Origin of the sequence: Draconibacterium sp. IB214405, assembly GCF_033963885.1 — a bacterium.
In the GTDB taxonomy this organism is placed as follows: domain Bacteria; phylum Bacteroidota; class Bacteroidia; order Bacteroidales; family Prolixibacteraceae; genus Draconibacterium.
Genome location: NZ_JAXBMA010000005.1, coordinates 46,696 through 63,366 on the forward strand (window position 1 = coordinate 46,696; position 16,671 = coordinate 63,366).

A 16,671-nucleotide genomic window follows, 5' to 3' on the forward strand; every position below is an offset into this window, starting at 1 on the left:
TTTATTTTTTGTATTCCGTTAATCCACTGTTCAGCCACTCGATAAAGTCGTCAGCATCCGGATCATAGCCGTATCCATCAACTACTTCTTTCTCGTTACTATCAAGAATTACATAATAAGGTTGGGTATTTCTGTGGTATCTCGAAATCTGGAAATCGGTCCATTTATTTCCAATCGTTCTCACTTTTCTACCAGTGGTTTCCGAAACATATTGTTCTTCTTCCGGCAACTTGGTTTTTAAATCAACATATAATGACACGACCACAAAATCTTCGAGGAACATGTTTTTCACTTCCTGCGCTACCCAAACATTGTCTTCCATTTTCCGGCAGTTGGTACAACCTTTTCCGGTGAAATCAATTAACAAGGGTTTTCCTGTTTCTTTGGCGTGCGCCAGTGCTTTATCATAATCATCGAATAATGGAATTCCGTGTGGTCCAATGTGCATTCCCACCGCCATTGTACCCGATGAATGTCCGGTTGCAACAGCGCCTGCAGGTTGTGTACGACCAACACCCAGCGGCGATTCAGCATAATCAACCGGCGGAGGAAATCCACTGATCAATTTCACCGGTGCTCCCCACAATCCTGGAACCATATAGATTACGAATGCAAAAACCATGGTTCCCATAATAAAGCGCGATACCGGCAAATGAGTTGTTGGCGAATCATGTGGCAGTTTAATTTTACCCCACAGGTACAACGCCAGTCCCATAAAAATGGCGATCCAAATGGCAATGTAAACTTCGCGTTCCAAAATATGCAGGTCAAGAACCATGTCGGCAATTGACAGGAATTTGAAAGCAAAAGCAAACTCCAGGAATCCTAAAACAACTTTTACTGAATTCAACCAGCCACCTGATTTTGGTAACGAGTTCAACCATCCCGGGAAAGCTGCAAATAAGGCAAATGGAATCGCAAGTGCCGACGAGAATCCTAACATACCAACTACAGGCGCCAAACCACCACTCCGGGCAGCTTCAACAATCAAGGCTCCAACAATTGGTCCGGTACACGAGAACGAAACCAGCGCCAGTGCAAAAGCCATAAAGAATATTCCCAACAGTCCACCTTTATCGGCTTTTCTGTCGACAGCGTTCACCCAGCTGCTTGGTAATACTATTTCGAAAGCTCCCATAAATGAGAAAGCAAAAACAAACAATAGTAATGCGAAAAACAGGTTAAACCATGGGTTGGTAGAAAGACTGTTCAGACTCTCTGCTCCAAACACGGCAGTTACAACTGTTCCGAGTATTACATAAATAAGTATAATTGATATTCCGTACCAGATTCCGTTTCTGATTCCTTTGGCCTTTGTTTTACTCTGTTTGGTAAAAAAGCTTACGGTCATTGGTATCATCGGGAAAACACACGGTGTTAACAATGCTGCCAATCCACCTAAAAATGCCAGCAAGAAGATACTCCAGTAATTTCTATCACTGTCATCCACCGGTACGGTATCAGCTGTTTGATCTGCTCCGTCTGTTAGTTCAAACGAGAATTCGCTATCCATCGGCGGTGTGCAGGTTTCGTCGTTACAACTCATAAACTCAACGTAACCACCAACAGTTCCTGTTCCTGTAACCTTTACTTTTTGGGTAAAGGTTACCTCTTTTGAGAACCAACGCAGATCCATTTGGAACGACTGGTCGAATTCTTCAGTAACTTCTTTATTCGGAGTAGGTTCACCTACCAACTCTGCACCTTCAACATTTTCAAAGTAGAAGCTGGTTTTAATCGGACCACCTTCAGGAAGATCGGTTGAGTACATGTGCCAACCATCTTCAATCTTTGCAGTGAAAGTGAGTTCAAATTCGTTGTCAGAAATTTTGTTTTGAGAGAAACTCCACTTTACAGGTTCCACAATTTGTGCAGAAGCCAACAAAGTAGATGTTAGTAGAAAAACTGCTAATAGTATTCGTTTCATAGCGTTATTATTGAAATAAACTTGTGATATTACTTTTTTGGTTTTATTAACGGCATTCTGTTGGTGCCAACTATCCAATAGTTTTTGGATGTTACAAAACTAAAAGTGAAAACAAAAAAAATGATAGTTCTGTTTAACTAAAAGTACTTAGACTGGGTTTGAAATAGGGTCTAGACCCCCTCCCATTAGTTTTTCATCGATCGATAAAAGTCAACTGCTTCTTTGCGTGTCGACACATTTAACTGCCTGTAAATGTTATTAATGTGCGTTTTCACCGTACTTAATTCCACAAAAAGTTCTTGTGCAATTTCCTTATTCGTCTTTCCATCGGCCAAAAGACCGAGTATTTCCTGTTGTTTTAAGGTTAACCCTTCATAGAGTGGTTTCAAATTGTTTGCAGGATCGTTTTCCTGTCCGCGAATTTTCTTGATTCGACTGTACAATCCGATCAAAATGATAAGTAGCACAAGGATAATAACCGCCTCAATTATCATCAACCAATCTTTCCACTTCGGTTGTACGCCGGGCATTTCGCAAACAAATTCACGAAAACCTACGAGTTCATCCAGTAGCTCGGAATAAGCTTCGGTATACGGCGTTACCGGAAGTTCCGCTTCCAAACGCTTCTGAAAATTAAAATAGAAATCGCTGTTTCTCAAAAAATCGGTTTCCTTGTCTTCGATGTGGTACAAGGCATAAAGTCCTACGTAAGGATTATTCGCATCGGCTACAACCGAATGAATAAAAGTTTCCAGTTCCTGCGACAAGAAAGTACTTTGCGCTTTTGGCAACTGGCCACTCAACTCACTGTTTTGTTCCTGAAACTTTTCGTCAAATTCAAAAATATCTTTTGTATCATCACTTCCATTCAACGCTGTAATCTCCAGCGAATTATTCCGGGTTGTGGCACTCAGTTCAATTGCCGATTGGCGGTTTAACAGCAAATGAACGTAATTTTTGTTTTGAGTCGCGCTAAATTGAACCGATGCATTGTCGCCCTGCACCAGGTACAAACGGTAAAAACGTTCGTCATCGGGAACTGAATGTGTGTTAATCACAAAACTGCCATCGGGATTAATAAATGTTTCGGCAATAATAAAATCGGGCGATGCCACAAAAATATCTTCGGGCGTGTTGAGTAAAGCAAGAAACACTTTTGGCTGCCACTGATCTGTTAACTCGATCTTACCTTTAATCTCGAGTCCAAAAGAAGTGGTAGTAATAAAAAGGAGAAGAATTATATAGAGTAATTTTTTTAACGACATCCGAATTTCTTTGCTATACTGCGAAAATAAAAAAAGCCGCTCAATTATGAACGGCTTTCCTTTTATAAAATAATTTCTTCCTCATTCTCGTCGAAAAAATGGTACTCCAGATAGGAATACGAATTTACAGCTTCAACGCTTACCCATTTCAGGTATTTGAAAAACCACTTGTTTTGCTGGCTTTTCCATCCTTTTGTAAGATAAGCAGCTGTATAAGGATGAACTTTCAGAGTTAGTTTCTTCTTGTTCAGCTCCTTTAGCGCGTAGTTTACTTTACCGTTGATATCGTCGGCAAATAAAACAGTGGGCACAACTTTTCCACTTCCTTTACAAGTAGGACAGCTCTCGGCAGTCTCCACTTTTTCTTCCGGGCGAACTCTTTGTCTGGTTATTTGCATCAGACAGAATTTACTCAGTGGAAGGATGTTGTGCTTGGTCCGGTCGTCAGCCATAATCTCCTTCATGTGATCATTCACTTTCTGGCGATTGGCCGCGACATGCATGTCGATGAAATCAATTACTATGATTCCACCCATGTCTCGCAACCGTAATTGTCTTGCTATTTCGTCGCAGGCAGCCAGGTTCACTTCCAGGGCATTTTTCTCCTGGTCGTTTCCGGCTCTTGCACGATTCCCACTGTTTACATCAATAACATGGAACGCTTCGGTGTGTTCTACGATTAAATAGGCACCATCTTTAAATGATACTGTTTTTCCGAACGAGGCTTTTATTTGTTTATCAATGCCATAATGTTCGAAAATTGGCTGACGTCCTTTGTAGTATTTAACTATCTTCTTTTTGTCGGCCTGAATGCTACCTATGTAATCGGCAATTTCTGACGCTACCGATTGATCGTTAACAATAATGCTATTGAAGTTGGGATGATAAATATCGCGCAACAGGGCTGTTGTTCGGTCCATTTCGCCAATAATCAGCGAAGGAGCCTGTGCTCTGCGAAGCTTTTGAAAGGTGGTTTCCCACTTTTCAACCAAACGACGAAGCTCTTTGTCGAGTTCAGCTACTTTTCTACCTTCGGCTACAGTGCGGATTATTACTCCATATTTGCGGGGTTTAATACTCTGGATCAGTTTTTTCAACCTGTTTTTTTCTTCGGTTGATCTGATTTTTTGCGACACAGATATTTTGTCGCTAAATGGCATTAAAACTAAATTTCTACCTGCAATGGAGATTTCTGAAGTTAACCGCGGGCCTTTTGTGTTAATTGGTTCTTTTGCAACCTGAACCAATATTTTCTGACCTACTTTTAAGAGCTCGTTTACCTTACCTTCTTTGTTAATGTCGGGTTCCGAATGAATTTTGGAAATGGAAGAAATTTTATTCTTTCGTGACGAGGCAATTCGCAGAAACTTGTTCAGTGTGGCGAATTGTGGTCCCATGTCGAGGTAATGTAAAAAAGCGTCTTTGCTGTAACCTACGTCGATAAAAGCAGCGTTCAGACTGGGCATAATTTTCTTCACTTTGCCGAGGTATATGTCTCCGACAGCGAATTTTGCCCCGCTTCTTTCTCTGGTTAGCTCTGCTAGCTTTTTCTTTTCCTGTAAGGCAATAACAATTTCGGATGGAGTTACATCAATTATTAAATCGCTACTCACAACCTTTAATTAATCATCTACTTCTTTTGGTTAATACTAATCGTTATAACAGACTAAACCTAAAGCATTAGTATGCTTTAGGTTTACTCTATAACTATAAGAAATTATCTCACTAATATCTTATTTCTTTTTCTTGTGCCTGTTTTTACGCAATCTTTTTTTGCGCTTATGAGTGGCCATCTTGTGTCTCTTTCTTTTTTTACCGCTTGGCATAACTCTTTATTTTACTTGATTTTTAACTTCTGAAACAAATGTCTTCGCTGGTTTAAATGAAGGTATATTGTGTGCAGGAATGATAATGGTTGTGTTCTTAGAAATGTTGCGGGCAGTTTTTTCTGCTCTTTTCTTAACTACAAAACTACCAAAACCTCTCAGGTAAACATTTTTACCATCAACTAAACAATCTTTTACGGTTTCCATAAAAGCTTCAACTGTCTTTTGAACAGTTACCTTTTCAATTCCTGTTTCTTTCGAAATTTCATTTACAATATCTGCCTTAGTCATCTCTTAAAATATTTAATTTTCAATATATTAATCGTTTTTAATCGAGGATGCAAAAATAAAAAATATTATAAAACCGAAAAGCATTTCAAATAAATTATTTTTGTTTTTCTGTAAGATTTTTAACCACTTAGCGAAGAATGGACAATTTCCTGACTAGTATTTATAAATGGTATGCGGTGAATCAACGCGATTTACCATGGCGAAAAAATAAGGATCCATATAAGATTTGGCTCTCGGAAATTATACTTCAGCAAACCCGAGTCGATCAGGGAATGAACTACTTCCAACGTTTTACCGAGAACTATCCGACAGTGAACGAGCTGGCTAATGCAGCAGAGGATGAAGTACTAAAACTTTGGCAGGGACTGGGATATTATTCACGGGCACGAAACCTGCATGCATCGGCTAAAATAATTGCTTCGGAGTTTAACAGTAACTTTCCAACCGACTATAAAAGTATTCTGGCATTAAAGGGAGTTGGCCCGTACACAGCCGCTGCCATTGCTTCAATTGCGTTTAATCTTCCCTATCCGGCTGTGGATGGAAATATTTATCGTGTTCTGGCAAGATTCTATGGTATTAATACTCCTATTGATTCTACGCGGGGAAAAAAAGAGTTTCAGGAACTGGCCGAAGAATTAATAAGCGGACACGATCCGGGCATGCACAACCAGGCCTTAATGGAATTTGGAGCTTTACAATGTATTCCGAAATCGCCTGATTGCAAAAACTGCCCCGTGGCAATGGAATGTTATGCTTTCAACAACAACCAGGTAAGCGGTTTGCCGGTTAAAGAAAAAAAGACGAAACAACGACAACGTTTTTTCTACTATTACTTATATAATATAGGCGACACTGTTTTACTGGAAAAAAGAACGGGCGAAGATATTTGGAAAAACCTGTACCAGCTGCCATTAATTGAAAGCGAAAAAGCCATAAGCGATGAAGATTTATTAAAAACGGACTTGCCTATCAATGCTCCGGGAGCAAATATCAAACAGCTTTCAGCAGAAAAAAAACACGTATTAAGCCACCAGATAATTTATGCAAAGATGATCTATGTTGAAGTTACCCCCAATTTTAACATTCCGTCGCATCTTATTCGGGTAAATAAAAAAGATATTTCTAAATTTGCTGTATCCCGATTGGTAGAACAGTTTTTACATGAGGCCGGTCTGGAGATTTAATAATAAAACCGGTGAATAATTACAGATTCTTATTAGCTCTGAAAAATGTTAACCAAATAAATTTAAGATTATGTCAGTAAACAAAGTTATTCTTGTTGGAAACGTAGGAAAAGATCCAGAAGTACGTCACCTCGACACGGGTGTTGCAGTTGCAAATTTTCCGTTGGCGACTTCTGAAAGTTATACCGCTAAAAGCGGCGAACGTGTAACTACAACCGAATGGCACAATATTGTTTTGTGGAGAGGTTTGGCCGAAGTGGCTGAAAAATATGTTACCAAAGGACGCCAACTGTACATTGAAGGAAGAATACGTACCCGCTCGTACGACGACAAGGATGGCAACAAACGTTATGTTACTGAGATTTACGGCGATCAAATGCAAATGCTTGGAAACCGCGGTGACAACCAGGGATCAGTAGAACAAGGCGGAGCAATGCAAAACTCGGGTTCTGCACCTACACCACAAGTTTCGCAACCGGATATTGAAGAACCGGAGGGCGACGAGGATCTTCCTTTCTAACCAAAATTATAAAATTTGGAAACAGAACCGCTATTAAGTTTGGCCTCATCAGGCTCGTGGCAAATTCAACTACACCCTATCGATTTTGGAATTATCGTTTCAATAGTGATTGTGCTGTTTTTGTTGTTTACTTCTGCGTTGATAAGCGGTTCTGAAGTAGCTTATTTTTCGCTTACGGCAAGTGATAAACAAAAGCTGAAACACAAGGGAAAAAACAACGAACGTGTAATTCATAACCTGGATAGCCCGGAAAAACTGCTGGCTACTATTTTAGTGGCAAATAATTTTGTGAATGTTGGTATCGTAATTTTAACGGCCTACATTTCAAGTAACCTGGTGTCTTTTGAAAATGATACACTGGAGTTTATTTTCCAGGTAGTGGTTATTACGTTTTTCCTTTTACTTTTTGGCGAGATTTTTCCAAAAGTTTATGCCACCCACTTTGCCCTGCGTTTTGCACGTTTTATGGCCTTGCCATTGCAAGTACTCGAAAAACTGTTCCGCCCGGTAAATGCCATATTAATCTACTCCACAGGATTTGTAAACCGCAGGCTTTTAAAGCACAAAAAGAACATCTCGATGGACGAGATTTCGCAGGCGCTTGAACTAACCTCGGACCAGGAATTATCGGAAGAAAAAGAAATTCTGGAAGGTATTGTAAAGTTCGGAAATAAAAGCGTGGAAGAAATTATGACTCCGCGTGTTGATGTGGTTTCGCTTGATATTAAAGCAAATTTCGAAGATGTTCTTGATGTAATCAACGATTCAGGTTACTCACGAATTCCGGTTTATATCGATTCGTTCGATAATATCAGCGGCCTGCTTTACATTAAAGATATACTTCAGCACAGCCATAAAACAAAGTCGTTTAAATGGCAAACACTGATTCGTCCGCCGTTTTATGTTCCCGACACAAAAAAGATCAGTTCACTTTTGGAGGAATTCCAGAAAACAAAAGTGCACCTGGCCATTGTTGTTGATGAGTATGGCGGAACTTCTGGAATTGTAACGCTGGAAGATATTCTGGAAGAAATTGTTGGTGATATTACCGACGAATTTGACGAAGAAGAAGACTTCTTTACCAAATTGGCAGAAAACACCTGGATTTTTGACGCCAAAGTTTTATTAGGCGATTTTTATAAAATCGTAAACTGTGACGACACCGTTTTCGATGACGTTAAAGGCGATGCCGATACACTTGCCGGTCTTATTCTTGAAATAAAAGGAGAGATTCCAACGTTAAAAGAAAAGGTAAAATGTAAACAGTTTTCGTTTACCATTGAAGAAGTGGACAACCGCCGGATTAAACAAATTAAGGTGGTTATCAATTAATACACAGAAAGATTTAGGGAGATGAGAAACACATTAATACTTTTATTACTGTTGTTTGTTTTTGGATGTAAGGAAAACTACACGCCGAAACCACGCGGATACTATCGCATCGATTTTCCCGAAAAAAGTTACACCGCACTTGATCATTCATTTCCTTATAATTTTGAAATTCCGGAATATGCACAAATTGAAAAAGACAACAGAAATCCGGATAAACCCTATTGGATAAATGTTGCTGTACCGGCGAATAAAGTTGAGATACACATATCGTATTACGACATCGACAGCGACCAGCTTTTATTCGAGTTAATGGAAGAAACAAGAACTTTGGCCTACAAACATTCGGTAAAAGCCGATGCAATTGACGAACGTTTATTTTTAAATCCGCAGCAAAAGGTGTACGGAACAATTTACGCCATTGAAGGAAATGCGGCTTCGCCAATGCAGTTTTTCCTCACCGACAGCACCCGGCATTTTTTACGCGGTGCTTTTTACATTCGCGAAGTACCCGATATCGACTCGCTGAGCCCGGTAATAAACTTTATCGAACCCGATATTATACATTTAATCGAAACCACTAGCTGGAATAACTAATGCCACTGATAGAAAAAATAGAGAGTAAAAGTGGTACAATTGGTATTTGGGAACTCAGCGAATCGGCTGATGATTTATTAAAAAACTGCCAATTACACCTGGCAGATTTGGAGCGATTTAACTCTTTCCGTGCTGAAAAAAGGCGCCGGGAATTCCTTGCAAGCCGGTTGACTTTACAACAAATTTTTCCCGGATATCCTGAAATTAGTTATACAAAATCATCGGGGAAACCGGTTTTTAAAGATTCAGATTTAAACATCAGCATAACACACTCGGCCAATCTGGCGGCAGTTATTATTTCTGATGAACCGGTTGGTATTGACATTGAACAATTAGACAGAAACATTGAAAAAGTTGTAACTCGTTTTGTTGCCCCAAGCGAAATGGATTTTATAAAAAAGGGCTCGCACCCTCAACTGGCAAAAATTATGCTTTGGGCAGCAAAAGAAGCTATTTACAAGTGTTCGGGCATGTTAGGAATTCAGTTTAACGAGCAGATTATCATCGATCCGTTTGATTACACAGCCGGAAATGAATTTTCAGGAAAACTGATCCATCCGTCGGGTACAATAAAATATCGTTTAAATTATCACCTTATAAAAAACAATGTTCTGGTGTATTGCGTTGAAAAGTAAAAATTGATTATGAAGAAAGCAGAAGATCAAATATTAATCATTTTCGGGGCATCGGGAGACCTTACAAAACGTAAGTTAATTCCGGCACTTTTCGAACTTTACCTGCAAAATCTTTTGCCCAAAAAGTTCGCGGTGATTGGTGCTTCCCGTTCTGCGCTTTCTGACGATGATTTCAGAAAACGAGCCGACGAGTTTTTACCCGACGACGAAAAAGCAGCAGAGTTTAAGAAAATGTTGTTTTACCAGGCGGTTCAAAATGATTCGGCCGATGATTTGATCCCATTAAAAGAACGATTGGAAACCATTTCCAATTCTTTGGAAATAGAAAAGAACTATATATTTTACCTGTCAACTCCCCCATCTTTATACCCGGTAATACCAAAACATTTATGCGAAAACGGACTATCGAAATCCGATAAATATTTCAGGCGTTTAATTGTTGAAAAACCTTTTGGAACCGATTTAACTTCGGCAAAAGAATTAAACAAACAGTTGCTGAACTATTTTGAAGAAGAGCAGATTTACCGTATCGATCATTACCTCGGTAAAGAAACGGTTCAGAATATGCTTGTAACGCGTTTTGCCAACGGAATTTTTGAGCCGCTTTGGAACCGGCGTTATATCGAGCGTGTGGAGATTACTTCGGCAGAAAGTCTGGGAGTAGAAGGACGTGGAGGATATTACGAAAACTCGGGAGCCATGCGCGACATGTTACAAAACCACTTGCTTCAGGTGGCCGGATTTGTAGCCATGGAACCACCGGTGGTTGTGGAAGCCGATGCCATCAGGAACGAAACGCTAAAAGTATTTCAGTCACTTCGTCCGATTAAAGAGAATGAAGTATCACGCTTTGTTATTCGTGGCCAGTACACTTCCTCAACCATCGCTGGTAAAAAAGTGGCAGGTTACCGCGAAGAGCCGGGTGTAGCAAAATTATCCCGTACCGAAACTTTTGTCGCGTTAAAGTTCTTTATCGATAACTGGCGCTGGGCAGGTGTTCCGTTTTACATTCGAACAGGTAAGAAACTCCCCACACGTGTTACCGAAATTGTTATTCACTTCAGAAAAGTACCTCATCATTTATTTGGACAGGAAGGATCGCAGGGCAATAACCAGTTGATTATTCGTATTCAACCCGATGAAGGTATTCTGCTAAAGTTTGGAATGAAAACTCCCGGAACAGGATTTAAGGTACAAACGGTAAATATGGATTTCCATTACTCCGATCTGGCCGACAAAAAAGTTCCGGCGGCATACGAGCGCCTTTTGCTTGATTGTATGCAGGGAGATGCTACACTTTATGCCCGTGGCGACGCTGTTGAAGCAGCCTGGAAATTTGTTCAGCCAATAATCAACGCCTGGGATACCAATCCTGAAATCCCAATTTACGGTTACCCTGCAGGTAGTTGGGGGCCAGAAGATTCGGACAAATTAATTGGAAACGGAAAATGGCGCTATCCTTGCAAAAACTTATCTAACGATGGTTTGTATTGTGAACTTTAACATATATTTGTGAAGAAGCATTAAACTAATTGAGATGGAAACCTTTACTGAAGTGAAAATTTATTCTAAACCTAAGAATGTTTACAATGCCATCGCGAAGGAGATCATTAAGATGGTACAAAATTCTAATCAGGAAATTTTCGACATTGCGCTTTCGGGCGGTTATTCACCTAAAGGACTTTTTAAAAAGATCAGTAAAAAATATGCTGAGCAGGTTCCATGGCAAAGGATTCATTTGTGGTGGGGCGACGAACGTTGCGTTCCTCCAACCGACGAACAAAGCAACTATAAAATGACCGTTGACTACCTGATTTCGAACATTAATATTCCGGAAAATAATATACATCGGATACAAGGCGAACAAGATCCGGAACTGGAAGCACTTCGTTATTCGAAAGAAATGGAAGACACATTAAACTCAAGGGGTAAAAACCCGGTGTTCGACTTGATTATTCTCGGACTTGGCGACGATGGTCATACTGCATCAATCTTTCCTGATCAATTGGATTTATTTGAACACGAGCAAAACTGTGCTGTTGCTGTTCATCCGCTTACCGGACAAAAACGAATTACAATTACAGGCAACGTAATAAATAATGCCAACCAGGTATTTTTTCTTGTTACCGGAACGAATAAGGCCTTACGGATATCGGAAATTATGAATGATAACGATGCCGCTCAATTATTGCCAGCCTATTATATTTCGCCGGAAAATGGTACTCTCACCTGGTTTTTGGACGAGGAAGCTGCTGCACAAATATCATAACGATAAGAATCTGTCATTTCGACGAGGCACGAGGAGAAATCTGTTACAAGGAGAAATAGACCTTTTGATTCAGAAAATCCCAGTTTGGATTAAACTTGCTGACTAGATTATTTTCTTGCTAGTTCGTTGGTTTTAAACCCAGAATTCCTTCACCAAAACGAATGGTTTCGTTTATAACCTCTTCAACACTTCCCGAGCTTAGATCGCAGGCAATAACATGGTTGCCGGCATCAGGAAATGCCTTTTTAATCTTTTGCGACGGCAATGTTCCCAGTTCATCAAACATATCGAGCATTGCATCAACACTAACGGTATTATCCTGGTTCTCATCATCCTTATAATAGTACCCCAGAAATACAGGCACCGTCACCCGGTTAAACGTTTCTTTGGTCATGGTGGCATCTAATAATTGCTGCAAATAAACCAGCGCTTCTACCCGATATTTACAATTCCAGTATTTACAATCCTCCGACTCTGGGTCATCATCAGAAACGCGATATTTCCCCCCCATAACTTTTCGTCCAATTTGTAATCCCCACGGTTTCGACAATAGTACCATCGATTTGTTATACACCTTTATATTCGGGGAATAAAGAATCAATCCATCCACATACTCCGGGAAATCAGCGGCCAGTTTTAGTCCAAGTGTTCCTCCGGTTGAAGTACTCATTATAATCACTTTCCTTCCCATTCCCCGGGCAATCATCAAAGCTTCTTTTGCCGATGCATACAATTTATCCGGTGTCATATCAATCAGCTGATCTTCGGTAACCAACCCATGATCGTGCAAGCGCGGAATGTATAAGTTATAGCCAAAATGCTGTGCAAAACGCTCATGCGCCGGATGCCCCTCATACCACGATGCCGAAAATCCGTGCAGGTAAAGCACACAATAATCCGTTCTTTCCTTTAGCGAATCGTTCGCCCAAAATATCCTCGATTCGTTATCCGGTTTTATCGAAAATGCAGCTTCTTTTCGTTCTACAAAACTTTCAATATTCGCAATACTTGCCGAAATTGATGGCAGGTCTTTATTTAATTCGGGTTTTGGTGGTTTGGGTCCCAACAGATAAGCAATTATCACCAAAAGAATAACAATAAGTAAAAAGCGTTTAATTCGTTTCATAATGAATTCTGAAGCTCAAAGACCGAAGCTGGCAGTATTTTTCCCAATCGGCCTGCATGATTATTAATTAGATGGAAAGATACGAGAGTTAAAGGACATAATATAGTTCAACAATAATTTTTCACTAATCGAAATTAAAATTCTATCACCAGCTGAACACCAATCTCTCCCTCCTGCTCGTGCAAAAAGTTCGAGAGTGTTAGTCCCAGTAGCCGAATTCCTTTTACAAATCCACCTTCCAGTTTTATCAGTTTCAGGCTTTCGCGAATAAAGATTTCTTTTGAAACAATAAATGGCTCAAGGGTTTTGCTGCGGGTATGTTGTTCAAAATCGGCATATTTAAACTTTAAGGTTACAGTTTTGGCTTTTACTCCTGACCGGCTTGCCCGCTCCCAAACTTTTTCGGTAATTACTAAAAGTTCCTTTTTCAGTTCTTCTTCACGGAACAAATCCTGTGAGAAGGTATTCTCTGCACCAACCGATTTTCTTTCGCGCGACGGTTGTACCTCCCTGTTATCAATTCCCCGGCAAATATCATAATAGTAGTTGCCGGCCTTTCCAAACATCCGGGTTAGTTCCAGCCGATCGATTAGTTTTAAATCGCGGCCATACCAAACGCCCATTTCGTTGAGCTTTTTTGCAGTCACCTTTCCTATTCCAAAGAATTTTCGGATTTCCAACTGGTCAATAAATGCCTGTGCTTTGTCAGGAGTTACCACAAACATTCCGTTGGGTTTATTCACATCGGAGGCGACTTTTGCCAGAAACTTATTGTACGACACACCGGCCGACGCCGTTAAACCGGTTTCATTAAAAATGCGTTGCCTGATCTCCTTCGCGATCAATGTTGCCGAGGGCCTGCCCTTTTTGGTGTAGGTAACATCGAGGTAGGCCTCGTCGAGCGAAAGCGGCTCCACCAGGTCGGTATATTCCAGAAAAATGGTTCGTATCTGCGAAGAAATTTCCTTATAACGATCGAAACGATGTTTTACAAAAATCAGGTCGGGGCATTTACGTTTTGCCACTTTCGACGACATGGCTGATCGTACACCAAATTTTCGGGCTTCGTAACTGGCAGCTGCAACCACACCCCTCTCGCTGGTTCCACCCACGGCAACAGGCTTACCACGCAACTCCGGATGATCGAGCTGTTCAACCGATGCAAAAAATGCATCCATGTCAACATGTATTATTTTTCGATTGGACTCTGCCTGCATTGTACAATTACTTACGAATCAAACTCTCCGGAATAACAAACAAGCGGTGATTTTGCCAACCTGTTTATAGTTCATCCTAAAATTTTCCATAGCCGCTACGATCGCTTATCCCATATTCACGTTATATTAGCAAAAAATTTGCATACGAAGAAAATGGAAACCACGGATATTTTAATCAAAATCAGAAAAATAGTTCGTTCAGTCGACATCGAATCGAAAAAAATACAGAAAGAACATGGCGTGAGTATTCCACAGGTCCTTTGTTTAAGTTTTTTAAATGAATCTCCGAATTACCAATCTACGCAGGGCGAGATTAGAAAATATCTCAACTTAAATCCAAGTACCGTTAGCGGTATTATTAACCGATTGGAAAAAAAAGGATTCCTGGCAAGGCTTCCGAAAACCGGTGATAAACGTGTTGTGAATATTACACTTACTTCGGCAGGCCACAAGTTATTAAGCTCCATACCTTCGTTATTGCACGAACAACTTTCGGAAAAGCTTTTACAACTTAACGAAAGTGAGTTGGCAACTGTTGAAGCAGGATTAAACACCCTGGTTAAAATCCTTGATATTGAGAAAATTGAAGCCTCTCCGATGATTACGCTCGATTCGGAGCTTGAAACAAATAACGATCAGCTTATTTAGTTAATTTCTAATGTATTGCGTCAAGAATCTGTTCATCTTCCGTTGTTTCTCCTTTCGCGAAGTTAATGGCCGTTTCAATTAGTGCCAAATGCGAATAAGCCTGCGGGAAATTTCCCAATAAACGTTTGGTTTTAAAATCGATATCCTCGCTAAACAGCCCTACATGATTACTGTACGACAACAACTGATCGAAAAGTTTTTTTGCCTTTTTGCGCTGCCCTGTGGCATTTAAAGCGTTTATCAGCCAGAATGTACAAATTGTAAACGATGAGCTTGGCAAACCAAAATCATCCTGATTTTTATACCTGTACATAAGCCCTTCAAAACACAGTTCACGTTCAGTTGCCTGAACCGTTTTTACAAAGCGCTCATCTTTAGGATCGATAAATCCGTAAGAATGCATTAAAAGTGTCGATGCATCAAGGTCTTCTGATCCATACGCCTGAGTAAATGCACCTGCTTTTTCATTCCAGGCATTGGCAAAAATGTCAGCTTTTATTGTATCAGCCAGCGGTTGCCATTCGTTCATGTAACTATCTTTATGAATGAAGTGTGCAATTTTAATCGCTCTATCGATGGCCACCCAACAAAGTACTTTCGAGAAAGTGAAATGCCTGTCTTCTGTTCGAATCTCCCAAATCCCTTTGTCCGGTTTCGTCCAGTTATTGGCTACCGTTTTTACGATGCTTCTAACAATTGTCCACAGCGACTCACTGTCTTCAAGCGAAATTTTAAACTCGGTAAACTGCTGGTAAATCACATCCATCAGAATGCCATAAATGTCGTTCTGCTTTTGAATGTAGGCAGCATTCCCAACGCGTACCGGGTACGAATTTTGGTAACCGCTTAAATGGTCAAGCACTTCCTCTTCAAGCTTTTTCTCGCGATTAATACCGTACATAATCTGGATCTTTTCATCTTTATCCGGAATAATATCGATAATAAAACGCATGAATCGTTTTACGGTATTCAGGTGCCCCAGGCTCGACATTACTTTAATAACCATCGACGCATCGCGTATCCAGCAGAAACGATAATCCCAGTTTCTTTCCTCACCAATTGTTTCGGGCAACGAAGTTGTAGCAGCGGCCAAAACGGCTCCCGACTTGTCGTAACTTAAGAGTTTTAACACTAGGGCACTTCGAACAATCTCGCTATTGTATTTTGTAAATGATGTGAGTTTATTCGCCCACTCCAACCAGTACACCTTTGTTTTCTGTAGTTTAAGATACTGTCTGTCAAGTGTCTGGGTCAACAGCTTCTGATCGTACGAAACAAGCACAAAAGCATTTTTCGTTAACGTGATCTCCTCTTCATTTACAATGGCCTGTTTATCGAGGTCAGTATACAGGTAGAGCGAATCATAATCTCCCTCGGTAGTGTAACATTTTATATATTCTTCGTCAACAACCGTATTGGTTTTAAATCGTGCATATTCCACTTTTGGATTATACCTGATTTTAAAGCTTGGCTTTCCCCACTTGTATTTTATGTAACGGATTATTTCGGGTGGCGTAAAGTACCCAAACTCGTTTGTTTTATACCGTGGCATAAAGTCCACCACTTCAAAACATGAGTCTTCGTTTTTAAAGAATGTTGAAACAATATTTGTTGTTCTTATGTAGCTTTGACTAATTTCATAACTGTCGTCCACCAGGAATTCCATACTCCCGCCTTTCTTTTCATCCAGTATTTTGGCGAACACCGATGAAGAGTTAAAATCGGGTAAACAACACCAGTCAATCGATCCTTTATCGGAAATTAATGCAGCACTTTTGCAATTTCCGATCATTGCATAGTTCAAATTATCCATGATTGTAACCTATTGAAATTT

15 protein-coding genes are annotated in these 16,671 nt (G+C 40.2%); 8 read left to right on the forward strand and 7 right to left on the reverse strand.

Annotated elements, in window-relative coordinates:
- Position 1: 1 nt before the first annotated feature.
- From SLH46_RS17680 to SLH46_RS17695, 4 genes are all read right to left on the reverse strand, one after another.
- Entirely contained in the window at positions 2 to 1,927 is a 1,926-nt protein-coding gene (locus tag SLH46_RS17680; RefSeq protein ID WP_320282543.1) for a protein-disulfide reductase DsbD family protein, read from the reverse strand.
- A gap of 185 nt (positions 1,928 to 2,112) precedes the next feature.
- Positions 2,113 to 3,192 carry a helix-turn-helix domain-containing protein gene (locus SLH46_RS17685; RefSeq protein WP_320282544.1) on the reverse strand — a complete coding sequence of 360 codons (1,080 nt, stop codon included), beginning with the start codon at positions 3,190 to 3,192 and terminating at the stop codon, positions 2,113 to 2,115.
- A 62-nt stretch (positions 3,193 to 3,254) separates the two neighbouring features.
- Complete coding sequence (locus SLH46_RS17690; RefSeq protein ID WP_320282545.1) at positions 3,255 to 4,805, reverse strand: Rne/Rng family ribonuclease; 1,551 nt, start codon at positions 4,803 to 4,805, stop codon at positions 3,255 to 3,257.
- Between the two features lie 219 nt (positions 4,806 to 5,024).
- Positions 5,025 to 5,309, reverse strand: coding sequence for an HU family DNA-binding protein (locus SLH46_RS17695; protein ID WP_320282546.1), 285 nt, complete (start codon positions 5,307 to 5,309; stop codon positions 5,025 to 5,027).
- Between the two features lie 137 nt (positions 5,310 to 5,446).
- Between SLH46_RS17695 and mutY the strand changes: the two genes are divergently transcribed.
- From mutY to pgl, 7 genes are all read left to right on the forward strand, one after another.
- The gene (gene mutY / locus SLH46_RS17700) at positions 5,447 to 6,496 is read left to right on the forward strand and encodes an A/G-specific adenine glycosylase (RefSeq protein WP_320282547.1); all 1,050 of its coding nucleotides are present in this window, start codon (positions 5,447 to 5,449) and stop codon (positions 6,494 to 6,496) included.
- A 70-nt stretch (positions 6,497 to 6,566) separates the two neighbouring features.
- Positions 6,567 to 7,016, forward strand: a complete 450-nt coding sequence (locus tag SLH46_RS17705) for a single-stranded DNA-binding protein (protein ID WP_320282548.1) — start codon at positions 6,567 to 6,569, stop codon at positions 7,014 to 7,016.
- A 15-nt stretch (positions 7,017 to 7,031) separates the two neighbouring features.
- Positions 7,032 to 8,348, forward strand: a complete 1,317-nt coding sequence (gldE, locus tag SLH46_RS17710; RefSeq protein WP_320282549.1) for a gliding motility-associated protein GldE — start codon at positions 7,032 to 7,034, stop codon at positions 8,346 to 8,348.
- A gap of 21 nt (positions 8,349 to 8,369) precedes the next feature.
- Complete coding sequence (gldD, locus tag SLH46_RS17715; protein WP_320282550.1) at positions 8,370 to 8,942, forward strand: gliding motility lipoprotein GldD; 573 nt, start codon at positions 8,370 to 8,372, stop codon at positions 8,940 to 8,942.
- Positions 8,942 to 9,577, forward strand: coding sequence for a 4'-phosphopantetheinyl transferase family protein (locus tag SLH46_RS17720; RefSeq protein ID WP_320282551.1), 636 nt, complete (start codon positions 8,942 to 8,944; stop codon positions 9,575 to 9,577). Before gldD ends, SLH46_RS17720 begins: the two co-directional genes overlap by 1 nt.
- 9 nt (positions 9,578 to 9,586) lie before the next feature.
- Entirely contained in the window at positions 9,587 to 11,080 is a 1,494-nt protein-coding gene (zwf, locus tag SLH46_RS17725; RefSeq protein WP_320282552.1) for a glucose-6-phosphate dehydrogenase, read from the forward strand.
- A gap of 34 nt (positions 11,081 to 11,114) precedes the next feature.
- On the forward strand, positions 11,115 to 11,846 hold the full coding sequence (gene pgl, locus SLH46_RS17730; protein WP_320282553.1) for a 6-phosphogluconolactonase: 732 nt from the start codon (positions 11,115 to 11,117) through the stop codon (positions 11,844 to 11,846).
- Between the two features lie 118 nt (positions 11,847 to 11,964).
- Here pgl and SLH46_RS17735 read toward each other — a convergent pair whose 3' ends face one another.
- Complete coding sequence (locus SLH46_RS17735) at positions 11,965 to 12,972, reverse strand: alpha/beta hydrolase (protein ID WP_320282554.1); 1,008 nt, start codon at positions 12,970 to 12,972, stop codon at positions 11,965 to 11,967.
- Positions 12,973 to 13,106: 134 nt separating this feature from the next.
- On the reverse strand, positions 13,107 to 14,189 hold the full coding sequence (dinB, locus tag SLH46_RS17740; RefSeq protein WP_320282555.1) for a DNA polymerase IV: 1,083 nt from the start codon (positions 14,187 to 14,189) through the stop codon (positions 13,107 to 13,109).
- A 153-nt stretch (positions 14,190 to 14,342) separates the two neighbouring features.
- Here dinB and SLH46_RS17745 point away from each other — a divergent pair, with 153 nt between their 5' ends.
- Positions 14,343 to 14,837 carry a MarR family winged helix-turn-helix transcriptional regulator gene (locus tag SLH46_RS17745; RefSeq protein WP_320282556.1) on the forward strand — a complete coding sequence of 165 codons (495 nt, stop codon included), beginning with the start codon at positions 14,343 to 14,345 and terminating at the stop codon, positions 14,835 to 14,837.
- A gap of 7 nt (positions 14,838 to 14,844) precedes the next feature.
- Here the strand turns inward: SLH46_RS17745 and SLH46_RS17750 are convergent, their stop codons facing one another.
- The gene (locus SLH46_RS17750) at positions 14,845 to 16,650 is read right to left on the reverse strand and encodes a glycoside hydrolase family 15 protein (protein ID WP_320282557.1); all 1,806 of its coding nucleotides are present in this window, start codon (positions 16,648 to 16,650) and stop codon (positions 14,845 to 14,847) included.
- Positions 16,651 to 16,671: the final 21 nt, after the last annotated feature.